The 23,220-nt window shown below is 33.7% G+C and carries 18 protein-coding genes; 5 read left to right on the top strand and 13 right to left on the bottom strand.

What is annotated here, in order from left to right; genetic code table 11:
• Window positions 1-2: 2 nt before the first annotated feature.
• The 11 genes from K350_RS0120525 to K350_RS0120475 form a co-directional block, all read right to left on the bottom strand.
• Entirely contained in the window at window positions 3-572 is a 570-nt protein-coding gene (locus tag K350_RS0120525) for an acyltransferase (protein WP_028981498.1), read from the bottom strand.
• Window positions 572-1,498, bottom strand: coding sequence for a glycosyltransferase family 2 protein (locus K350_RS0120520; RefSeq protein ID WP_028981497.1), 927 nt, complete (start codon window positions 1,496-1,498; stop codon window positions 572-574). The genes K350_RS0120525 and K350_RS0120520 overlap by 1 nt, the downstream gene beginning before the upstream one ends.
• Complete coding sequence (locus tag K350_RS0120515; RefSeq protein ID WP_028981496.1) at window positions 1,488-2,612, bottom strand: acyltransferase family protein; 1,125 nt, start codon at window positions 2,610-2,612, stop codon at window positions 1,488-1,490. The genes K350_RS0120520 and K350_RS0120515 overlap by 11 nt, the downstream gene beginning before the upstream one ends.
• Before the next feature lie 443 nt (window positions 2,613-3,055).
• Window positions 3,056-4,111, bottom strand: coding sequence for an acyltransferase family protein (locus K350_RS31535; RefSeq protein WP_051313415.1), 1,056 nt, complete (start codon window positions 4,109-4,111; stop codon window positions 3,056-3,058).
• Window positions 4,112-4,146: 35 nt separating this feature from the next.
• Window positions 4,147-4,953: a 6-hydroxymethylpterin diphosphokinase MptE-like protein gene (locus K350_RS29715; protein ID WP_051313413.1), complete on the bottom strand. Its 807-nt coding sequence runs from the start codon at window positions 4,951-4,953 to the stop codon at window positions 4,147-4,149.
• Between the two features lie 3 nt (window positions 4,954-4,956).
• Window positions 4,957-5,913 (bottom strand): polysaccharide biosynthesis protein, encoded by a 957-nt coding sequence (locus tag K350_RS0120500; protein WP_156027116.1) that lies wholly within the window; start codon window positions 5,911-5,913, stop codon window positions 4,957-4,959.
• 297 nt (window positions 5,914-6,210) lie between these two features.
• Window positions 6,211-6,900 (bottom strand): acylneuraminate cytidylyltransferase family protein, encoded by a 690-nt coding sequence (locus K350_RS0120495; protein ID WP_028981494.1) that lies wholly within the window; start codon window positions 6,898-6,900, stop codon window positions 6,211-6,213.
• Window positions 6,897-7,559: an HAD family hydrolase gene (locus tag K350_RS0120490; protein WP_028981493.1), complete on the bottom strand. Its 663-nt coding sequence runs from the start codon at window positions 7,557-7,559 to the stop codon at window positions 6,897-6,899. Before K350_RS0120490 ends, K350_RS0120495 begins: the two co-directional genes overlap by 4 nt.
• On the bottom strand, window positions 7,556-9,124 hold the full coding sequence (locus tag K350_RS0120485; RefSeq protein WP_028981492.1) for an aldolase catalytic domain-containing protein: 1,569 nt from the start codon (window positions 9,122-9,124) through the stop codon (window positions 7,556-7,558). The genes K350_RS0120490 and K350_RS0120485 overlap by 4 nt, the downstream gene beginning before the upstream one ends.
• Window positions 9,125-9,199: 75 nt before the next feature.
• Entirely contained in the window at window positions 9,200-11,557 is a 2,358-nt protein-coding gene (locus tag K350_RS0120480) for a GumC family protein (protein WP_028981491.1), read from the bottom strand.
• 1 nt (window position 11,558) lies between these two features.
• Window positions 11,559-12,329 (bottom strand): polysaccharide biosynthesis/export family protein, encoded by a 771-nt coding sequence (locus tag K350_RS0120475; protein WP_051313411.1) that lies wholly within the window; start codon window positions 12,327-12,329, stop codon window positions 11,559-11,561.
• Window positions 12,330-12,934: 605 nt separating this feature from the next.
• Between K350_RS0120475 and K350_RS0120470 the strand changes: the two genes are divergently transcribed.
• The 5 genes from K350_RS0120470 to K350_RS32460 all read left to right on the top strand — a co-directional run bounded on the left by K350_RS0120470 (window position 12,935) and on the right by K350_RS32460 (window position 20,789).
• Entirely contained in the window at window positions 12,935-16,864 is a 3,930-nt protein-coding gene (locus K350_RS0120470) for a T9SS type A sorting domain-containing protein (RefSeq protein WP_028981489.1), read from the top strand.
• Window positions 16,865-16,895: 31 nt separating this feature from the next.
• Window positions 16,896-17,114 carry a PID-CTERM protein-sorting domain-containing protein gene (locus K350_RS32590; protein WP_028981488.1) on the top strand — a complete coding sequence of 73 codons (219 nt, stop codon included), beginning with the start codon at window positions 16,896-16,898 and terminating at the stop codon, window positions 17,112-17,114.
• A complete protein-coding gene (locus tag K350_RS0120460; RefSeq protein ID WP_028981487.1) occupies window positions 17,089-17,706 on the top strand; it encodes an exosortase/archaeosortase family protein in 618 nt (205 codons plus the stop codon). Before K350_RS32590 ends, K350_RS0120460 begins: the two co-directional genes overlap by 26 nt.
• Window positions 17,707-17,988: 282 nt before the next feature.
• Entirely contained in the window at window positions 17,989-20,532 is a 2,544-nt protein-coding gene (locus K350_RS0120455; protein ID WP_028981486.1) for a T9SS type A sorting domain-containing protein, read from the top strand.
• Window positions 20,533-20,543: 11 nt separating this feature from the next.
• Window positions 20,544-20,789: a PID-CTERM protein-sorting domain-containing protein gene (locus K350_RS32460; protein WP_037576497.1), complete on the top strand. Its 246-nt coding sequence runs from the start codon at window positions 20,544-20,546 to the stop codon at window positions 20,787-20,789.
• 148 nt (window positions 20,790-20,937) lie between these two features.
• On the opposite strand, the gene K350_RS0120445 is transcribed toward K350_RS32460, so the two are convergent.
• Complete coding sequence (locus K350_RS0120445; RefSeq protein ID WP_028981485.1) at window positions 20,938-21,510, bottom strand: 5-formyltetrahydrofolate cyclo-ligase; 573 nt, start codon at window positions 21,508-21,510, stop codon at window positions 20,938-20,940.
• The gene (gene bshC, locus K350_RS0120440; RefSeq protein WP_028981484.1) at window positions 21,507-23,066 is read right to left on the bottom strand and encodes a bacillithiol biosynthesis cysteine-adding enzyme BshC; all 1,560 of its coding nucleotides are present in this window, start codon (window positions 23,064-23,066) and stop codon (window positions 21,507-21,509) included. The genes K350_RS0120445 and bshC overlap by 4 nt, the downstream gene beginning before the upstream one ends.
• Between the last annotated feature and the right edge of the window lie 154 nt (window positions 23,067-23,220).

Below are 23,220 nucleotides of genomic sequence, written 5' to 3'. Positions count from 1 at the left end.
CCTCATTTCCTTATACCTATTTTGTGGGCAGGTACACCTCCCCAAATTTCATTGGAAGGTACTGACTTATTAACTATGGCTCCTGCTGCAATAACAGCTCCATCCCCTATACTTACGCCTTTTAATATTACAACGTTTGCTCCTATCCAAACTCCTTGGCCAATTGAAATTGAAGCTGCAGGACATTGCTGATCTCCAATCAATAATCCTAGGTTTATCCCGTGGTCATGGTCAATAAATTTGGAGTTTGAACCAATTAATGTGCTATTCGAGATCTCAATTCTTTCTTTAATATTAAATTCCACATCTTTGCCAACAAAGATATTATCACCTAGTATAATAGAAGGCCCTTGCTCCCATATTCCATCATACTTGAAAAAGATTCCATGTTCAAGATTGCAATTGTTCCCAATTTTCACTTGGTGAGGCCATGTTACAAATATTGTACTGCATGAAACATTTGCGCCAAATTCCATCCCATAAAATCTCCACTTAAGTTTCCTGAATATATTAGCAATGTATGTTGATCTTTCTCTAAATCTAAAAATAACTTTATCAAATAGTTTACTCATTATTTCAAAATCTTTTTTATAACCATTGCAGGCATTAGCAATAACCCTAATTGAGCAATTCCTTTTAAACTCATTCTATTTCTCCAACTATAATAAATACTCGTATATAACTGAAAAGCCTTTTTCCTTTCTATATTTTTTAATAATAAATTTATAGAAACAGAGCACAAACCATTTAGAAAACTCCATTTAGATTTATAATTCTCCTTTGTGACAGGAAAGTCTTTAAGCAGATCAAATAATAAATGAACCCTTAACCCAGAGCTGGTTGCAGATTCAGGGTGTACTCTATATTCAGCCAGGTAATCCGGATTAAAATAAAATTTTCCTTTTAATTGATTTATTTGAAGAAACATTTCAATTTCTGGTGTATTCAACTGTTCTTTAAATTTTATTTCTTTAGCAAGATTAGATTTAATTAGAGCAGCAGAAATGGGAATTGCATTTTCCCAGATACTTTTCTCTGCATTTGGGAGAATGCCTTTTGAAAGATAATGTCGATTAAATCTTTTGGTGTTTTCTTTGCTTATAGCCAACTGCTCACCTTTTTCATCTATTAAATAATGATTGGAAAAAGAAACATCAGCGTCTCCCTTAATCCCTATCATTAATTCATCTATACAGTTTGGCATTAATCTGTCATCATCTCCAATTATGACAATATATTCACCATTTGCCTTTGACAAGCACTCGTTCCAGTTTCCTGCCAATCCTTTGTTAGTTTTATTAGAATAAAACTTGACTTTATGAGTTGCAGAGGAAATCTCCTTTCCCCAGTTTGTAATTTCTTCAACCAAACCATCCGGCGTGGGGTCCTGAATAACTATAACTTCTATGTCTGGATATGACTGTTTTAGGCATGAGTCTACAGCTTCCTTTAAGTAGTTAAGTCTTTTATAGGTTGGAATGAGGATACTAACTAACACGAGTACTTAATTTATATGAAAAACGCTGAATTCCGTCTGTAGATTTTTTAAATACTACTGAAAGAATCATAATAAATATTAAATAAATAAAGAAGGAATACTCCAGTGGAAACTTATGTAGGATAAAGTCATAACTGTACATAAATGCACCATGAAAAAGATACAGCTCAAATGAAATACTACCTATAAATGCAAACACAATAGAGTGACTATTCAAATTCATGTTTTTCAGAAGAAAGATTACTACTGGACAAATTAATACTAAAGCAAAAGCCCATGAATAGGTTACTATAAGATCTGTGGTAGTAAAATAACTTACCGCTAAAACATAAAATAGCAGCAATGATATTCTTTCTTGCATGGGAAGTCTAATGATATAGAATAAACCAGCTGCCGAAATTAGCGCCAATCCAAAATTTAGTTTTCCTGCAATATGAGGCATTGTTGCAGTATATTCAGATAAAAATATTAATGGAATTGATATTAATATTAAAGATAATAGTGTCAGACTTAATTTTCCCATATTCATTTTAGAAATATATACTTCTATAAATTCTTTTTTCATAGAAATTAAGACCCCAAACAAAAAAGTCAAGCTGTTTACCCTTCCACTGTCTGGAATAAAAGGAGAAGCCATGAATGCAAGTGAGATAATAGTTAAAAAGATGAGTTTGTAATTATCCTTAATTGAAAGCCTGAATACGACATAAAAACTTAGATACAATAAGAAAAGATACTTCATATACCAGAAATTTGCATCGAAATTTATTATTCCTACAGCATAAAGAATTTTATCATTAAAACTCAAATGTTGTCCCAACAGTTGCTGGTTTAATGTTACATATAAAATATTTACTAGTAGAAAAGGAGTATAAATTTTGAGTAATTTAGAATAAAAAAAATCATTCAAGCCTTTCTTCTTATAAGACTCTGACAATCCATACCCTGAAAGAATCAAAAATAGTCCGACACCGATATGTCCTAAGTTATAAAATATTATCAGGTCTGAAGGATCCGATATGGCGTGCCTGCATAGGTGATGTATGATGATAATGAGAATTGAAAAGCCACGAATAACTTCTGAATGTTCCATTGAAATTAAATCGCTTTTCATATTCTTTCTACGAGGAAAGAACATGAAAAATATAATACCACCTACAATGATGAGATTAAAAACGAGTGGGTTATTCAGATCTAGCTTAATCGTTAAATTATTACGGTACCCTAAGATATCCATAGCATATATAAATTTTGAGAGTTTAACAGTTATTATACATCGACTGCATCTTACATACCACCTCATTCTAATTTAAATCCAATCCTTTGTTGGTTTCAACAAAAACTTGACTTTAAGATTATTTTAAATTTCGGCACATCGAGTGGTATCTTCAACTAATAATCACAAATTCTTCCTGTGGTAACACATTGCCTTGCAAAGCATAGCTAATATTTTTAATAATTATATTTTTAGAAATTCTTTATCCCAGAATTTCGCTTTTTTAATATATATAATTTGTCACCATTAAGACAACACAAGCACCGTTATTTAATTGGCAACTATTTATAAAGACGTAACCTTTTCAAGAATTCCATCTTTAAAATTTCTCCGGATCGGTTACGAGACCATTGCATGAATGGTTTTTCGAAATAATTAGTTATCAAGTAAGAAATTATGAACACGATTGAGAGTGTTAATATTAGTGAAATGTAGCTATTTTTAAATATGTCATAAAATTTCTCAATCAATATGTATCCTATTGTTTGATGCAATAGGTAAATACTATATGAAATTGTGCCAATAAAAACCATCACTTTATTCGTAATAATAGCTAGTTTCCCATAAATAAGAAGGTAAAAAAGTATCACAAATATTATATTACAAACTAAATGCTCTATTCTAGACACATGATGCATTGCTGTGCCGCCCTGCTCATGCGTCAAAAATAGAAATGCCAGATTTAATATAATTATTAAATGATAAATGAAACTTGATTTACCTTCAAATTTCATTTTATAAAAAACTATTCCGGATAAAAACAGATTCCAATACATGATTATGGGAAAATAAAAAATAATCTTTTGCCCATGTTCAGTATAAATACTAACTAAATTAAAAACAAATAGAATTATCAGAAGTGTTATTGATTTGTGCAGAACTTTTATCGTTTTAAAATAGAAATAAAAAAATGCAATTATAGCATAGAATATAAGCTCTACTAAGAGTGTCCAATAAGAGTTATCAAGAAATGGTGCAGAAAGCCAAGAGGGCACCATCGTCATATTTAGAAGATAATTTAAGATAGAAGTTCGTTCCGGATAACTGACTGTAATAATGCAAAATAAAAAAGTAATTGTTACTGCCAACCAATATGTAGGAAATAACCGTGTAACTCTTAAATAAATAAAATCTCTTATAGTTTGTGTTTTTAACAATGTCATATAAATAACAAAGCCACTTATCATAAAAAATAAATCAACTCCTGTTACTCCATATCTAAACTTCCAACCTAAGCCGTAATCTAAATATTGATATTTGGCATAGTGAAACAAAACAACAAGCATGCATGCGATTCCTCTAAGCGCATCAAATTCTTGCAATCTTTTTCCAGACATAGTACTATATAGGCTTTTTAAAACAATTTTAAAACTTAGATTCCATTGATAAAATCATGAAGGTTTTTTCTTTCAAAGATTTCAAGGTTTCCTCCCTCTGTTGCATTATAAATTTTTCTTCCTTTCATTTCATAAGCAAGTTTTATATCGCGAAATAGAATATCTAATTTTAGACGATCAGGATATTGATTTACATCTCCTTTTTTATGATAATCCTTATGAAAATGATATTTATCCTCATCCAAATTTTTAATTTTCGCCATAGGAGGTAGATTAGGGAAATTATGATCAGCTCCTACTATAGCAATTTGTTCAAATCCCATATAGTAAGCGATTTGAAACGTAATATATGGTGTCGAACCTCTATTGACGACACAAGAGGATGGATCATAGCAAAAACTCGGATCCTCCTGATGATATAGATATATATAATCCTCTCCCCTCTTTTTTAGGTCTTTATACGAATCATAAGCTAGTATTTTAAGCAAGTGAGGACTATTCGAAAGGAAGGAGGTATTTTGCTCATTCAAGAGACTATCAAATGCAACCAAAATATTAGGTATAAAATTTTTCTCTTCAAAAATTAAATTAACTTTATTTAAACCAAATGTATAGGTGTTTTTCAGAGATTCGAAGTCAGCCTTTAATAAAGAAGGACCATTAAATAATATGACTGCTTTCTCCCCTGCATACTTGTTCTTTAATTTTTTAAACTTTTTGGAACTGCTAATTGATTCAGGATTTAAATCCCAAATAAGTCGCCTTCCGATACCTGTTGTTAAAGCCCTATAAATATCTCCAAATGATTTTTTATATGGATTAAAATTTTCTTTTATTATCATCTATTAATAAAATATAATTTTTAGACCTCGTAATGAATCTGCTAATTTTAAGAAGCCTGTAAATAAAATTGGCAACATAGAATAGATTACAACATTTTCCACTTTTGTCAAATCAAGTATCAATGCCCCCAAAACCAATGCGACAATTGAAACAGGTATAGCCAAGCGGGCATTAAAATATACCCAAGCCCTTGAATTATTTAGTGAATTAATATTTCCAAACAAATACCCCACAATGTTTCCCAATACTAAATAAAGAAATAGCTTTTCAAGCCCTGAATATTTATCCCCCAAAATACTTAGAATTTGTGTACTTAAAGTACCTACACACAATAGGATAAAAAAACCTGTTGCAATAAATAGAATAACAAGCTGCAGAAACCTTTTTCTCAAAATTGTCAGATCAGTATACTTAGAAAATCTTGGCGCAAAAACATTAGTAGTTACAGCATTTAGGGCTATAAAAACCATCCCAAAACGGGACAATGCACCATAATCGGCTATCTGACTTGATGAGAACATCAAAGTAATTATTGCCAAAGATATCTGTGACTGAAAAAGATAAAAAACTGTATTGGGAAGCAACTCTTTAAATTTTTTTAAATAAACGTTAACATATCTAGATCCTGCAATTGTATTATCTTTAATATAGACATTGCTTCTTTGCTTTAAAAAATATCCCGTAATTATACTTGATATAATGTATCCAAGAATTACAAATTCAATAGATATAACAAGCATTACACAGGCTATTATGCCTAATCTAATCAGATTCATTAGCATTTCAGAATTTTGAACCGTCTGAACTTCCATTTGAATTCTTAAAACTTCAATCTTCATAGACCTTTCAACCTCAAAAAATGCTAGTACCAAGGTAAGGAACACTAGTATTATTGAATGAGGAGTAGAAGAACTTTCCTTGTAGTAAAATATAAATCCAACAGATCCTATTAAGACCATAATTCCAAATAAGATTTGTTTCCGAATTTTAAATAAGGATAAGCACAAAGAAGAAAACAAATCTGCATTATTAGAATACTTCCCAGCTAATCGTCTGAATCCCACTGTTAACCCGGAATCGGATAAAGCATCCATCATTCCCAAGAGCATCAATGTTATAGTAAAGAGAGCATATTCATTTTTGGATAAATTCCGTATCAACAAAAGGCTGCAAATAAGACTTATCCCAAAAGAAAAGGATTGAAAAAAAAGTACTGACCCGATTTGCTTAAATCTGACTAATGAAAACATTATGTGTTAAAATTTATTTAGCCAGTAAAATTCCGCAGTTTTGAAGTTTAACTCCCAATCTATGTCAAACGCTTTTAACTCATCTATCTCTAACATTAATGGGTTCTTTCCTATCCGATCTTTCATGTTAAGATAAATATCAATATCTGCTATAAATGCACCACTATTTATTTCAAACAATGGAGGTAATGTCTGGGTCCTTGGCCACTTTTCAAGTGTTCTGTCATAATTGACAGAGCCAGATTCATTCCAAAGAAACTTATGAATTTTATTCACTGTCATCAGTGAGTCATAGCCATTTTCAAGGCCTTCGAAATACTTGGAAAGAAACAGATCATAGTCTTCAGCATCGATAAAAGGCGAAGTTACATGTGTCCACAGTACGATTCCTTCATTAATAATTTGCGGAACATAATTAATGAGTTCATCAGTGCTAGTAGAAGAGCTAGCTAGGTGTGCAGGGCGGTCATCAATAAGAACTTTGGAATCTTTAAAGGACCTTGCTATTTCTTTCACTTCCTCGTCATCTGTAGAAACAATTAGGGTCTCCAAACTTTTCATATTAAGCAGTTGCTCAATTTTAATTCTTGTGAGGCCTCCTTTGATATTGGCAAAATCTTTAATATTCTTTTTAACAACCCTTTGACTACCAGCTCTGCATGGTAGAAATACAGTCACTTTATTCGTTGTACTCATATTATCTCAGACAGGTTATTTATAGTTGCAAAGCCAAATTTTTCCGCAGAATCGCATAGACCAAGAAGATTTTCAGAATATTGTTTCATTGCAATACCTTTAATCCCGGCCTTATATGATGAATCCATATCCGCAATCGCATCTCCAATCATTAAAAAAGAATCCTTGTTTTGGCCAGGGAGTATAAATTTTGTAAGTATTTCATATTTGGTTTTAGGAGAGCCAAATATCTGATTAAAATAATGATCAATATTTCGAAGTTTAAATATCGTATTGAGCTCTGCTTCATCGCTTCCAGAAGCTACAAATAGCCTAATATTCAAACTTGAAACTTTGGATAAAAATTCATTACAGCCATCTGTAAATGAAGACTTTAAATAAGCTTCCTGACTTATTTCAGAATATTTTTCTAGAAGTGATTGATAAAATGATGGGTCAAAAGGTACCTTCATTATTTCTTTGATCAAATACTCAAACTTGATATATCTAGAGACTCCACCTTGTGCTTTATGATAATCAATAAAACTCCTAACATTTTCCTGATCAACTTTATGAAAAGTTAATGTATCCTCAAATGCTTGAGTTTTCAATTTATTAGAATCAAATATAACCCCATCACAATCAAGTATTATATTCTTTATTTGATTTGTGTCAATCATAAAAAAGCGTAGATTGATTTTGTCTTGATGTTATTATAGTGTGTAGGAGTAAATGATACTAGCTCAATATCTGTATAAGTTTTAAAGCTATTTATAATGGACTGGGTTTCGTCCCTTAATTCCACATTTTGACTCAAAGTTTCATGATATCCATCAAATCCCAGCAATATAACTTCAGAAATTCCAGTCTTTTGCAAAGCAATTTGTAACGCAATAGCAAGAGGAGCATCATTAAATGGGTTCTTGAAGTCTATCGATTTCAATTGATAAGACTTATCTTTTATCTTTTCCGGCACATAAGTTCCCATTTGTCTTGGATACGGAGGAAAAACATAACCGCTAATTAATTTAATATCATGTGAAAGCGACTCATCATCAAGCTTAGTACCTTCATTTCCTGTAAGGCACATAATTTGTTTATTAGGAATATTAAGCAAAGAACCAATATTTCTTGCGCTGGAATGTATTACAATTATATCCTGATTCTCTGTCAAAAATTTTTTGATTTGAACTATATTTTCCTGTACACTTTTTCCCCCTCCAATTATTGCGGTTCTTCGATAGTGTTCTCCGTCTTTGAATAACTCATTAAAAGTAAAATCAGGCAACCTATAATTATCAAGCTCTTTATTACTTTGATTGCTTAAAGCTTGAACTATCGCACTAATTGAGTATCTTTTTTTACTCATCCAACTCATTACATCTTTCTGCGGCAAGGAGTTTGCGCCAGAAATCATGTAAGGTAGATTTGTGCCCCAGTTATATTTTTTTTGAAGAGCTTCAAATGCATTCAAAATTTCAACAAGCTCGCCGAAACTAAACTTAACACCAAACTTCGATTGAATATATGTCAAGAATAATTCTGTTTTAAGATTTCCTGCCCCTCTTCCCATTCCTGTAATTGTAGCATCAACTATAGATGCACCGCTTGATACTGCCATTAGGCTATTTGCTAATGCTAACTCAAGATTATTATGCCCATGAAATCCTAATTTAGTTTCAATGCTATTAAATGCCTTGGTAAACTTTTCATTTACTTCTTCAGGTATTACGCTTCCAAACGAATCGACTAAATAAAAATAATCTATAAACTCCTTGTTAGAATTAATCATTTCCAACATCTTCTCGTCCAGGCTTATTTTGGACATGTACATTATATTAAAACCAACTTCTAAATCAAGCGCTTTTATCTCCTTGGCAAGCTTAATTGCTAACTCAATACGATCAGGAGCAACAGCAATTCTAACCATGTCGCAGTACTCCTTAATTGGTTTGATAAGACTTTCTATATCTGTTATTTCTGTTTCCTTCTCATCAAGCATTACAGCAATTTTCAAATTATTCCCGGCAAGATTCTTTATCCATTGCATTGTGGAAACTGGAAGATATCTATACTCTCCAAAATAGCCATTCAATTCCTTCGACCTATATCCAACTTCGACATAATCTACTGGCAATTTCGACAGAGCCTTGATATATTTTTCCACAAGACTTCTATCAAAGTCCCAATTTGTATAATAACCTCCATCTCTTAATGTACAATCTAATATTTTAGGATAACTCATCGCTATTTTTTGAATGACTATATAACTAAACTATCTAATTTTTAAATTCAAATATTTTACTTTCCTACAAAGATTTCAACTGGCATTATTTTCCTTAATTATTTTTTTATATATTCTATTCAGGAAACCTTCACTTTTAGTTTTTTCTTCATAATATCCAAAACTATCATAATAACCGTACCCATAGCCATACTTACTATCGTTATTATAAAGATCATTAATGATAATACTCATGTTACTAATTTTACCATCATTAACGAAGCCATTAACCTTATCCAGTAATTTTATTTCTGTATACTTATGTCTTACGATATATAAATTGATATCAGAATACTTCATCAGGATAAAACAATCAGAAACCAGTCCTATTGGAGGAGTATCAATAATTATATAATCATATCGCAACTTCAGTTCATCCATCAATACATTTAATCTACTTGATAGAATTAACTCCCCCGGGTTAGGAGGCACTGGTCCTGCAGAAATAATATCAAGATGTTCCACCTGCGTCTTAAATACGATCTGTTCCAATTTATGCTTACCCGCAAGATAGGTGCTAAGTCCGCTTGAATTATCCAACCCAAAGTCTTCAAAAATTTTAGGTTTCCTTAAATCAGCTCCGATCAAAATCGTTTTCTTTCCTGACATTGCGACTATGGATGCTAGATTAATAGATGTAAATGTTTTCCCCTCACCACTTATACTTGAAGTAATACATATTATCTTCTTTTCTTTATCCGGTGCAAGGTATTGAAGATTAATCCTTATTGACCTAAAGGACTCTGCAATCCCTGATTTAGGATTTTTTAATACAGCCAGGTTTGAGAAATTATCATTATGTCCTACGATTCCAATCACCGGAATATCTGTACGTTCTTCAATACTTTTCTTCGATTGAATTTTATTGTTAAAATAACTTCTAAGAAACAAAAATCCCAGAGGGATAGATAAACCAACGAGTATGGCATTGGAATAAATCATATTTGTTTTAGGACCAACCTGAAAAGCGTTAAAACTTCTTGCTCGTTCAACAATTCTGTTGTCAGGGATATTTGAGGCTTTTGCTATTCCTGATTCCGCCTTCTTTTCTAGAAGGTAATTGTATAAATGATCATTGAGGTTAAATCTTCTTTGAATATCTACTAAATCCCGCTCATTCCTTGGAAGGTTGCTCACTTCTTTCTCGAGTTTTACTATTCTCTTTTCAATATCTTCTATCGATATCCTAGATCCATTGATTATATTTTTAACATTTTCTAATAACGCTTCTTTAGAGTTTTTAATCTTGATTTCAAGAGAGTTTAAAAAAGGGTTATTTCCTGTTGTATTCCTTCCTAAAGATGACTTCTCTCTGTTCAATTCAACAAGATTTAATGTTAGGCTATTTAACAATGGATCATCTATCCCCATCGTGGAAGGAGCTACCACTCCACTCAAATCCTTATTATTGCTTACATAATCAAGAACATAATGATAGTATTTATCCTTGACCAACAATACGGCCTTTTCCGATTCAAGCTCATCCAGTTTAGCAAAAACAGAAGTTGCAGCTGAAGAAATATCCATCACCTTGTTGTTTCTTCTGAAACTTTCCAACTCCGTTTCTGCATTATTCAAAGAAGCAGCTATGGAAGCAAGCTGACTATCTATAAAATTAATAGTATTACTTGCAATCTGATTTTTTTCTTCCAGACCATTTTGGATATACACTTCCGTCAGCTTATTCAAATAATCGCATTCACGCTGGATATTATTACCAACTGTCGATAATTCTAGAATACTGGATTCCTTTCCTCCTGAATTTGTTACTTGTAATTTATTCCTGTAAAGTATTGCAAGATTGGCAGGATCATGAAGCTTAAAATAATAATGATCAGCAATCTGAAGATTTTCATCAAGCTTCACCACAGTAAAGGATAAATTCTCAAGCTTCACAGGCTCTCCAAAGGAGAACGTTTGATTTAGCTCTCCCGCATTTCCTATAGCAAGTTTAAAGTCATTAGAAGAAATAATATTTATAAAAACAGGAACATTATAGGCCTGTTTTTTAAAACTTGTATCAATAATCACTTTAAATGGAGTGGATTGATACAACTCTACATCTCTGACCTGTCCCTTATGAAAATATGAAACGCTAAATTCCAGCTGCAGTAGAGTTTTATAAGCTATTTCATAAGACTTGAGTATAGCCATTTCGTTGGCTTTCTTTTTATCCTGGCGGAACAAGTCTATTTCCTGAAATCCTGAAATTTTCTCATTGGGTTTAATTAATATAGTAGAAACTACATTGTAGTGAGGTTCAGTATAATATCTAATATATAAATAGGCATACCCAAGTGAAAGGAAAAGACTTAAAGCAAATAAAGGCCAATATTGGTAAGCCTTACTTAAAAGCGCTTTAATGTCAATAGATTCATCTTCTCTCTTTTTCACTTTAGTTTGTCTTTATAAAATTAATAACCAGAACCAATGCAGAAATTCCAGCAAACAATACAGTCACCAGTGTCAGGTTATTCCTGTCAATTTTTGCCTTCATCGGAGCTACGTAAATCACATCATTAGGCTTCAGATAAAAGAATGGTGATTTAAGGAGGTTTTTATCCGTAAGGTCTAAGTGTATGATTTCCATTCCGCCTTCTTTAGGTCGCATCAGCTTGATATTCTTTCTGTTTCCATATTCTGACAGATCACCAGCCATCCCTAATGCCTCTAGTAAAGTAAATCGCTCATTATACATGTAATGTATTCCAGGAGTTCTAACTTCTCCCAATACAGTTACTCTATAGCTTAACAGTTTTACAACGACAGTTGCATCCGAAACTTGCTCTCTTACAATTCTTTCAATAATGGTTTGAACTTCTGATATGGTCTGATTTTTTACCATCACTTTCCCTATAACCGGAATAGTCACCGAGCCTGAATCGTTCACAACGTATCCATTTAGGTACATACTCCCCGGATTTATAGCCTGACTAGGGGTTTGCTGAATATTATAAAAAGAAGTAACCCGTGGATCCGGACTTACAATACTTATATTCAAAAGGTCGCGTGGTTGGATTTTATAAACAAATTGTTCCTGTGCTATGAAAACCGAGTCATTTTGCTTTCCTTGTAAGTAAACAATCTTTTTTTGTGGAATACAGGAAAAAATTGAACAACCTGATAAAAATAGAAACAGTAGTCTTAAATAATTTTTTTTATTCATTTTGTACAATTCTTCTTTGGGCTAATCCCAGATTTAATTTTAAAAATGTTTTAATACGATTTTAAAGTTAATTGGGTTTCTCTTTGAAAACTATTTTGGATGGGAACAAATATATATAAAAACATTTATTGACATATACTTATTGTCCTAGAAATATAACGAAATCAAATCTACTTCATTTTATTCTTAATTATTAAGTTATTAAAATTAAAAATATTGGATTTTTTTTATATTATTTAATATAATATTATCGTTCTTCAAACAAAAATAGCGTTACTAGAATTCAATCCATTTTAGCTTTTTCACTTAAATAAATAATAAAACGAAAACAAGAGTGTAAATTATTTCAACTCATCCCTAAAATGAGGTCTTAAATTCAAATTCTAATATAAATTTAAATTAAAAACAATTACACCAAATCATCGATTTGATATTCACTTTGATCTAATCAAGTTAGCAGATTTATAAAACTATTCGTATATTTCCTAGTGCTTTAATCATCTGAAAACCAAGTAAGGTGTAAACAAATCTTAATAATCACCTATTTCTGTTTACAAATAATTAAAATTTAACTTGTTAATTTGTATAGCTAACAAATCATAATTATGAAAAAAATTTTTACTCTAATAGTAATATCAGTCCTCCTATATGCCAGTCCCGGATGGGCAACGGTGTATTATTCGCAAGCTGCCATTACTGAAGATCCCGATGTTTTAAATTTATCTAACTGGGATGATGGCAATGGCAACAACCCTGCAGATTTTACAAGTACCTCTGATGAATTTATCATAACTAATGGAGATGCAATGTTTGCATCCGCGAAATGGACTGTATTGGGTAAGGTTGTTATTGAATCCGGCTCCTCCTTTGATGCCAATGGATTTGATCATGACATAACTCTTGATATGCAGAGTGGAGCTGTATATACGTTATCAACTACATATCCATCTCTTAAATTCGGCACTTTAGATCCATTCAGTGAAGTTCATATTGCCGGAGCTAATTTTCAAATCAGAAATCTGAGTTACCCTACACTTTATATAGAGGGTTCAGGAACAGCATCTACTATTCCTGCCGGATTTACAGTAAATGGAGACCTATATTTAGCTGGCAGCAGAACACTGAACCTAATTACAAACACAACAACCAAAACAATAAAAGTTTATCAGAATGTCTTTCTTCAATCTACAATATTTAGAGTAGTTAATGCTGGTTCTGGCTCAGGAACACTGGATATAGATGGAGATCTTAATATTTCCGGAGGATCTTTGACTGCTTTAAATTCAGGAGGAACGGGACAAGCAACAATAAAAGTCGGAGGAAATTTTAATATATCTGGAGGAAGTTTTGTTGGAACAGCATCAACATCCACCTCTCCTGTAGCACCTGCTTCTGCTATTAACATTACTGGTAGCTTAAATATCAATGGTGGAACATTCTCGGGGGTGACAAACAATAGTCCTGCAAATGCTTCAATCAATGTTCAAGGAAACTTTCTTTATTCCGGAGGAACCTATATTGGAAAAAGCGGTTCAGGAGCAGGGCTTGCAACCTTAAATCTATTGGGAACTGGTGATGTTTCAAGCATATCGATGTCCAATAGCAATCAGAAAGTTAACATTTCAGGTAGTTATGGACTTCAGACAAATTTTATTGTCGGAAATGCCTTAACACTTTCATCAGGAAATTTTAGTCTTAATGGTCATATTTTGACTTTAAACAATGCTCTTAATATAACCGGAGGTACACTTATCGGAGATAATAGTGCAGGAATTACCTTTGGAACTTCGTCAGTTGGTGCAAATCTTCCTACTGTTACGCTTGGAACTTTAAATATTAACAGGTCCGGACAGACAATCTCTTTGACTGGAAATGTTACTGTAGCCAATTCTTTAGGCCTATCAGCAGGAACGCTTGAAATAGGGGCAAACACACTTACAATTAGTGGAGCAATTACTTCAGGAGGTGGTACATTAAACGGCGGTTCTTCTTCTAATCTTATCGCAAACGGATCCAGTGGAACAAGCCTTTCTCTGCCTTCTTTAACTCTAAATAATTTTACAATTAACAGATCAAGCGGTGTTAATCTTTCCGGGCCGCTTAGCCTTAGCGGTACATTATTCCTGACCCTTGGACAAATTGATAATACAGTTAGCAATATCACTCTTGCTAATAATGCAACAATTTCAAGAAACGAAGGTACGCTTGCCGCTCCTCCAATATTTGGTACACTTGTTAATCTTACTTATACAGGTATTATTGCCGTGCCTACAGGTTATGAACTTCCAACAGATCAGGTAACCTTAAATAATTTAGTCGTTTCAAAAACCGGAGCTTCAGGACTGACACTTAATTCAGATGTTACTGTTAACGGCAGCCTGACAATCTCACCTTCTTCAAAATTAAACGGAGGATCTCAGATATTGACAGTAAAAGGTAACTGGACTAATAATGGTACATTCACACCGTCTCTAAGTACAGTGGAATTCGCTGGTTCAACAGTTTTGTCAGGCTCTGTAGTAAATACAACCTTTAACAACCTTTCATTAGCATCCGGAGCATCTTTAACAGTACCAGCTGGTTCTACAACTTCTCTTACCGGAGATTTTACAGTATCACCCACTGCTACCTTCAATCATAACAATGGTACAATTGCTTTTACCGGTACTGCTACACAAAAAATTGCAGGTATTAACTACTACAACCTAAGCAGCTCGAATACCGGCGCCAGAGAGTTGAACGGAACAATTGGAATAGCTAATACTTTTACTCCGGGAACCAATGAATATATTTCAACGGGAAGTACCATAGATTATAATGGAACAAACCAGACGATCAGCACATTCAATTATTATAACAATCTTAGGCTATCTAACAGCGGCACCAAAACTCCTGCCGGAATTAGTTTAACTACTAATGATTTAACACTTGCAGGTTCTGCTGTATTGGTTGGCAATGCTAAAACCATTAATGTAGCCGGTAACTGGACAAGCTATGGCGCAACAGCATTCTCAGAAACTGGCAGCAAAGTTATATTCAATGGATCTGCACCACAATCAATTACAACTGCAGGAGGGGAAATATTTAATGATCTTACTATAAATATGACCATTTCTTCAACTGTTTCTTTAAATTCTGTAGCAACAGTAAACGGAATACTTGCCCTTACCAAAGGTACTCTGGCATCTGGCGGAAATCTTTCTGTGAACCTGAACTCGGGTAGTGTAGCTTATAATACTGGTGATGCAGGAACTGTTACCGGTAATATTAAGATTTCAAAATCTGTGAATTCTACAAAAACACATTATCTTGCCTGCCCCCTTACCGGTACTACAGCTAATGATTTTGCAGACAATACGCCTGTAACTGATCCTAATAAACCTAATGGAACAAGATTATTCGAATATGTAGATGGTGCTTGGTCTCAAATATTAGATATGAACACCGGACTAGCTCCGTTTAAGGCATACTCCTTATACTTTACAGCTCCGACAACACTCGATTTCACTGGTAATTATGACCATGGAAATGTTCCTTCCGAAGTAACATTCCCTAATTCTACTTCTGCCTTCAGAATGGTTGGAAACCCTTTCCCTTCAACAATTGACTGGACAAAAGCCGGATGGACAAAAAGCAACATCAATAATGCCATTTATTACTGGGATGCAACTACCAGCAAATATGCATCTTTTGTTAATGGTTCAAGTGTTAACGGAGGAACTCAATACGTACCGGCAATGCAGGGATTTTTTGTTACAACAAGTGGAAGTGGAGGAACTGCAACTTTATCTATGACTAATAATGTAAGAACTACCACTCAGAATCCTTCATTATGGAGAACTTCTGTAGATAATCAGCCTGTTTTAAAGTTAACTGCTCAAAATGGAATATATTCTGATGAGACAATTTTAAACTTTACAGAAGATGCATCTGATTCATTTGATGGGAACCTTGATGCATTAAAATTAAAGAATGCAGGTAATAACCCTAATTTATTCTCGTTGATCAATGGAAAAAACTACTCAGTCAATAGCTTGCCATTGAATTATATCGATTCAACTATTCCATTAAAACTTGAAGCTCCTGTTACAGGCAATTATATTATCTCTGCCAACCAATTTTCAGGTTTTGATACAACAGACATCATTCTTGAAGATAAATTATTAAACATTTCTTATGATTTAAAGTCTTCAAACGGTTACTCTGCTGCAATTACCAAAGGAGATACAACTTCCAGATTTTATATAAAATTCAGAAAGTCAGATGTTGTTACAGGAATAAGTGACTTACAAGAAGGCAAAGTAGCTGTAAATGCGATTGGCAAAACAGTCAATGTATATTTTTCAAATATCGATGAAAAAGAGGCTTCAATTGTATTCCTTAACATTATTGGTCAAGAAGTAGGACGCTCAGAAAATGTGAATATTGCCCAAGGTATTTATACAAAAGAGCTAAATGTATCGACAGGTGTCTACATTGTAAAGGTGAAAGCCGGAGACAAAGTATACACAGAAAAAGTTTACATAAACAATTAAGAATCAATTGATAATTTTTATCTTTGATATAATGAAAAGAACAATAAAATTTCTGACACTATTCACATTGTTAACAACTAGTATAGTATTGTCAGCGAGTGCTCAGGACGAACCTCCTTGCCCTCCTGGAGGTTGTGACGATGAAGACCCTATCGATATACCACTTGACGGTGGTGCAAGTATTTTGCTGGCTGCAGGTATTGGAATTGGTGGAAAGAAAATCTATGACAGTTATAAAAATAGAAAGTAAAATAAATTCTACCCCATATGAGAAAGTTCCTCAATGGGGTAGAATTCCTTTATTTATTCTTTTTACCCTCCTTATTTTCTATTCTTTAAAATATATTTTTTATGCCTATATAGGTCTGCTAGACCCTAAAGGTGATTATTCTTTGCCAATTCTTGAAAAATTCAATCTTATCCAAGGCATCCTTAATCTTTTGGTTTATCCTTCAGCATTTTTGTTAAATCTTATGGGCTTTGATACGATTTTGACCTATAACTCTGTAAAAATTGCAGGAGCTGGCGCTGTCAGAATTGCCTTTCCATGCATGGGATTTGAAATCATATTTTCCCTAATCGCATTAATGCTTGCCTATCCAGGAAGAAACAAGAAAATATACCTTATTGCTGGTGTGATTGGAATTCATATTATTAACATCTTACGGATTACAGGTTTAGCTCTATTAAGACATCTAGATTCAAATATGGAGTTTCCTGGCCATGATGTATTCAATTCTATTGCCTATACTTTTATTATTGTACTTTTTTACTGGTGGGTTAAAAATTATTCTTCAGATTTGCTGTATTCGGCAAAAAAAAATGAAACTGCAATCCTTTAATGGCCTTAAGTCTCTTGCTAAAATTGTAAAAATCGGTGTCCAGTTGTAGTTAGTGATTTTTTATTTTTTCTTTAGAAACAACTAAACAATACAAAACAAAAAAACTGAACTACGATTATTCTTTCATTTTGTTGCATGCTTTTCCCCGGTCTGCAGACTCTAGTGGCATTTTTCTATTATTTTATACCCCAATATCCCCCCTCCAACGAAAGTTACTTTCTGTCTTACAACCTTTTTTGTAAATTAAACTTTTTAAAGACTACATAAAAAAATCTTTTAATTATGATCAAAAATTACCGCATCAGTATAATATTTATTATCCTGATAATTTTTCAATCATCATTAGTCTTTTCCCAAACTACTTTAGGCCTATACCAATTCACCGGTAATACTTGTGCATCTCCAAAATTAGGAGTTTCCGCTCAGCCTGCTAATGCGACGTTTGGAAATTTGACTACCAGTCAAACCTGTCATGAGTTTGCCAACAAGTATCTATCCTCTAATTGGAGCCTCGAAAAATCAGGCCCAGGCAATACTTATGTTCAGTTTTCTATAACTGCTGGTTCTGGAACCAATCTTATCATTTCGGGAATAAAGTATTCCAGGAAAAGAACAGCTACCGGTCCAGGGGCAATGATTCTTAAATACAGTATTGACGGGTCAAATTTCTTTGATTACAGTCCTTCTGTAGATTCTGTTAAAACAACAGAAGCACGCAAATCACTTACCAAACAGATCATCACTGAAAAAGGCGCTACCGTTACCTTCCGTTTATTCGGATGGTCAGCTGGAGATGCTGCAGGCCAATTATATTTGGATGAAATAGAAGTAATAGGATCAATTCTGTCAGGACCTATCACTTTCTACAGTCAGGCTACAGGTAATTCGAACGCCAACATATGGGCGACCACTCCGACTGGACCAAAAATACCAGCCATTTATAGCTCCGAAAACTCTTTTGTTATTCAGTCTGGGCACTCTGTTAAAACGCTGAATAATATCATCGCAAAAGACCTTACCATCAACAGTTCGGGTAAATTATATGCAGGGTCATCAACCGAATATTCTGTGTCTCTTTATGGAAATCTTATAGTGAATGGTACTTTCGGGAACGGAATTTCCGCTTCTGATAAGCTGACTTTAAAAACTTTAAATAATTCAAATGTCACAGGCTCAGGAATATTTCACATTTATGGTTTGCAAAACGCAAATGATCTATCCATTGGGCTACCAGTATATATTCAGGGAAGTGTATCAAGCCAAAAACCTATAAACTTCAACAATAACACTGTAACTTTTAGATCTTCGGAAGCTCAGATAATCTCTGGAAGTCCTTTGACAGTTAAAGACATTTATGTGATAAATACTGCTGGTGTAACCAACCAGACTTCTATTACTATTAAAGGAGCATTGGTCCTTTATTCCGGGACATTCAATACTTCAAACAATGTACTACTTGATTTAAATACAGGTTATGTCTCAAGGTTTGGCTCAGGTGTCCTTGCCGGTAAAATAAAAATAAAGAAAAATATCTCAGGAAATGAGTTCGGATATCATCATGTATCCTTTCCACTCACCAACGTTACACTTTCAGAATTGGCAGACAATGCTACTATAGAAAAAGGTGGGTACTCATGGATTTATACTTACAATGAGTTGGATAAACATAAAAGTGCTGATAGCGGCTGGGTACCGGTTTCAGGCCTAAGCACTCCTTTAGTGAATACCTCTGGTTATACTTTTTACTTTAACAAACCAACTTCACTTGATTTATCAGGTAACTATACCAATACATCTTCTCCATTGAAACTCAATGTAACCAATACCAATTCGGGCGATCCTCAAAGCGATGGATGGAATCTGATTGGAAACCCCTTCCCTTCTCCTATCAACTGGACACTTGACAGTGGATGGGCCAAAACCAATGTGAACAATGCTATTTACATATGGGATACCAAAGCGGGGAAATATAGAACATATATCAATGGAGTAAGTCTAAATGGAGGTAGCCCCATTATCCCTTCAATGCAATCCTTTTTTATAAAGGCATCAACCGGTTTAAAGCCGTCATTGTCTGTTAATAAGAAAGCATTTAACACTCAGTCCAATCCGGCTGTAACTAGAACTGCAATAACTTCAACCGGATTGAGAATTAGTGTAGCAAACAACAATGGTTCAGACGAAACTCTGGTGCGTTTGAGCGCAGATGCGGACACTTCATTTAATGAAGAATTTGATGCTTATAAATTGTTAAACTCTGGCAACTGCCCATCGATTTTCACTCAATTGAATGGGGTTGATTATGCGGTTAACTCAATTGCTGAAGAATTTAACTCCGTTGAAATTCCATTGGTCGTTTCTGCAGCATCAGCAGGGAATTATCTAATTTCAGTCTCAGATCTTGGTTCAATTGGAGATGAATACAACATATTTCTTACAGACAAACAATTTGACAAAACACAAAATCTAAGAACAAGTCCGAATTACTCTGTTTATATTAATCAGAATGAAAACCCAGAAAGATTTTATCTGACATTGGAAAAAGCAAGAACAGATGTTGTTACTGGAGTAAATGGTGGCCCAAGTAAAAATCTAAGTCTTTATTGTTTTGACAAAAAAATATTCATCAACCTACCTGAATCTGCAAATACTTCTCTAAACTTAAGTATTTCAGATGTATCAGGAAATCAGGTGTTAGACAACAAAGAGCTGCCTATTGGCGACTCAACAATCGTTTATAACGTTGCTGATTTAAAACCAGGGATGTACCTTGTTTCCGTTTTTGACGGACAAAAGTTTGTGACTCAAAAAATTATCCTTTATTAATTTTTTTACATATGAAGATGATATCAATAATTAAAATAGTATCAAAAGTTATATTTATAGTATTGCTTGCGTTAGCAGCAGAAACAGCATATGCACAACCTGGCGGTGGAGGTGGTGGCCCCGGAGGACCTGGCGGTCCGGGTGGAACGGGTGGCATACCGATGGACGGAGGAATTGGAATTTTTCTGGTTGCAGGGGCAGCATTGGGAGCAAAAAAAATCCACTCTCATTACAAGAAAAGCAAAGAATTGAAATGATATTAAAAGCGCAGTCAGTAAGACTGCGCTTTTCTTTTATTTATAGATTAAAGGGATATCTTATCTTTCATTAAAAGCTCCAATACTTCAAAAAAAGGGACTTTTCAGCAGGAGGAGCAAAACTTAAACTCTGTTTTAGATTTCAATTCTAAAACCTGTACAATTCCTTCCCCACAATACAGTAATTCATTGGAATATCATATTGATCCACATCTTCAATAATATCTATCGAAGGGAAATAAGCCAGACCTACTTTTAATACATTTGCACGACAGGTGCCTAAAAATCTGTCATAAAACCCTTTACCATACCCCACTCTGAACCCTTTCTTATCAAAAGCAAGCATAGGTAAAAATACAAGGTCTATCAACTCATGTGGTGTAGGACGAGCATGCATAGGTTCAGGAATTTTCCATGGATTTTCTTCTAAAACAGTGGTGGGGGTAAAATAATAACTATCAATGGTAAGGTTATTCAAATCTGATTTGGGGATTGAAATATCGATGGACGGATAATCATTCCAGAACCTGTCGATAAGATATTTAGTATTTATTTCAGCTTTTAAAGGAATTGGAAGAAATATGTGAGCGCATTTTATAGATTTAAGATCAAAATTATTAAAAAAGCAATCTGAAGATTCACGGCTCAACTCATCAAGCTTTTGAGAAGAGATATTTTTCCTTTCATTTAAAAAGTAAGATCTGATTTCTTTCTTTTTCATTCCGGCAACAAAACTTTAAATCTGAAATCAAATGGATCTGCGATCATCAGTTTGTTTATTAAATCCGGATCATTGATGTAAAAATTGAGAAAATTATCATATCGCTCTTGAAGTGTATTTGCCGGAAACAACTTCTCTTTCAAACCAAGTAATTGTTGAATTCCCTGCTCATGCTTTTTCTCCAAAGCCTTTCTAAATCGTTTTTCTACGTTATTAATAATATCACCTGCTCTCTTTGCTTCCGCCTCGGTAAAGGCAACCAAAGTCGGATCGATATCCGCAGCTTTAGTCTGAAGCATTTTAAATATGTAATCCAACAGTGCATGCTCCTCTACTGTTTCAATATGCTCGGAAGAATGCTTTTCCAGATATAATTCTTTTAATTCAAGAGCTGATTTAAATAAGTCCTCTTCATTAATATTTAGTTTGCTTATCTTTTTGCTATTCGCTGAATTGATAATTAAGAAAAACAACCTTGGCATCAGCATAGGAAACGTTACTCCGAAATGATTAAATACCTTTTTAAGCTGAAGCCAGTAAGTAACCTCTGCAGGGCCTCCAACATAAGCCAGGTTAGGTAACAACATTTCCTGATATAAGGGTCTTAGCACTACATTGGGACTGAAGGCTTCAGGTTGCTCCTCAGCTAGCCTAAGTATTTCTGATTTGCTATAAACGATATTGGTATTATTAACTCTATAGTTATCGCCTTCAATAATTAGTCTTTCTCTTAGCCCCTCCTTTAAATAAAAGAGATTTATCTCCCTTGGAAATATTTGTCCTGTATAGCCAAGAGTTTCCAGAGATTTAGTTGCATTTTCTACAATTTTACAAACGTGATCCCCTTCAATTTCTTCCTTGATTACCGGTTTCAGCACCTGCTTTAATGAAATATCATCTCCATCTAGTACTATCAGTCCATAATCTCCGAAGAGCTCATTAAGAATGTAGCGGGTAGCTTCAGCTAATGTTCTTCCCTTCTCAAGATATGCTTTTTGGAATAGCTCAACCTTTTCCGGAAGTTCATTTAATATCTTCTCTATCCCTTCACAACTCAGTCTTCCCACAGCCCCTTTCTGTTGGGTTTCCCAAGTATATGTTTTTCCGAAAAGATGAAAATGATTGATTTCTGCAAAATCATGATCTTCAGAAGCAATCCAGAATACGGGGACAAATGAATATTTCGGATATTTACGTTTTAAAATTTCACAAGCTTTTATTATGGCAATAGTCTTGTAAATCAAATATAAAGGACCAGTAAACAGATTTAATTGGTGGCCAGTGGTAATCGTAAATGTATTGTCGTTTAATAATTCTCCAATACTCTTACTTGCAGCTTCCTTTATTACAATATTTGAATATTGACGTTTCAAAGCATCAGTCAGAAGTACTCTTTGATCTGCGTTAAACTTCTTCTGACCAATTTGCTGCTCTATATTCTCTATTGAAGGAAATAAATTATAAAAAGGTGAGAGATCTTCTTTCTTTGAAATGTAATCAAGATATAATTTTGAAAAAGCACCGGTTTTTTCAGCTTCAACAGAAAGTATTTTCATTGGTGGTGATGGAAAGATGGAAATTTAATGGGCCGAAGTTAAGCCTGATTTTTCAATAGACAAATACAACGAAAAAAAATGAAATTCTAATGAAATAGGAAAGGACTGAGAACCGATAGATCGCTCCATTAAAGTGCGAAATTGAGTCTGATTA

Origin of the sequence: Sporocytophaga myxococcoides DSM 11118, assembly GCF_000426725.1 — a bacterium.
Lineage (GTDB): Bacteria > Bacteroidota > Bacteroidia > Cytophagales > Cytophagaceae > Sporocytophaga > Sporocytophaga myxococcoides.
The sequence above is the reverse complement of the archived record's forward strand: the minus strand, read 5'-3'. Positions and strand labels throughout refer to the sequence as shown.

Excerpts from the sequence above, each read along its gene's own strand:
- K350_RS0120525 (WP_028981498.1), bottom strand. The coding sequence starts at position 572 with ATGAGTAAACTATTTGATAAAGTTATTTTTAGATTTAGAGAAAGATCA.
- K350_RS0120515 (WP_028981496.1), bottom strand. The coding sequence starts at position 2,612 with ATGAAAAGCGATTTAATTTCAATGGAACATTCAGAAGTTATTCGTGGC.
- K350_RS31535 (WP_051313415.1), bottom strand. The coding sequence starts at position 4,111 with ATGTCTGGAAAAAGATTGCAAGAATTTGATGCGCTTAGAGGAATCGCA.
- K350_RS29715 (WP_051313413.1), bottom strand. The coding sequence starts at position 4,953 with ATGATAATAAAAGAAAATTTTAATCCATATAAAAAATCATTTGGAGAT.
- K350_RS0120500 (WP_156027116.1), bottom strand. The coding sequence starts at position 5,913 with ATGGTCTTAATAGGATCTGTTGGATTTATATTTTACTACAAGGAAAGT.
- K350_RS0120495 (WP_028981494.1), bottom strand. The coding sequence starts at position 6,900 with ATGAGTACAACGAATAAAGTGACTGTATTTCTACCATGCAGAGCTGGT.
- K350_RS0120490 (WP_028981493.1), bottom strand. The coding sequence starts at position 7,559 with ATGATTGACACAAATCAAATAAAGAATATAATACTTGATTGTGATGGG.
- K350_RS0120485 (WP_028981492.1), bottom strand. The coding sequence starts at position 9,124 with ATGAGTTATCCTAAAATATTAGATTGTACATTAAGAGATGGAGGTTAT.
- K350_RS0120475 (WP_051313411.1), bottom strand. The coding sequence starts at position 12,329 with ATGAATAAAAAAAATTATTTAAGACTACTGTTTCTATTTTTATCAGGT.
- K350_RS0120470 (WP_028981489.1), top strand. The coding sequence starts at position 12,935 with ATGAAAAAAATTTTTACTCTAATAGTAATATCAGTCCTCCTATATGCC.
- K350_RS32590 (WP_028981488.1), top strand. The coding sequence starts at position 16,896 with ATGAAAAGAACAATAAAATTTCTGACACTATTCACATTGTTAACAACT.
- K350_RS0120460 (WP_028981487.1), top strand. The coding sequence starts at position 17,089 with ATGACAGTTATAAAAATAGAAAGTAAAATAAATTCTACCCCATATGAG.
- K350_RS0120455 (WP_028981486.1), top strand. The coding sequence starts at position 17,989 with ATGATCAAAAATTACCGCATCAGTATAATATTTATTATCCTGATAATT.
- K350_RS32460 (WP_037576497.1), top strand. The coding sequence starts at position 20,544 with ATGAAGATGATATCAATAATTAAAATAGTATCAAAAGTTATATTTATA.
- K350_RS0120445 (WP_028981485.1), bottom strand. The coding sequence starts at position 21,510 with ATGAAAAAGAAAGAAATCAGATCTTACTTTTTAAATGAAAGGAAAAAT.
- bshC (WP_028981484.1), bottom strand. The coding sequence starts at position 23,066 with ATGAAAATACTTTCTGTTGAAGCTGAAAAAACCGGTGCTTTTTCAAAA.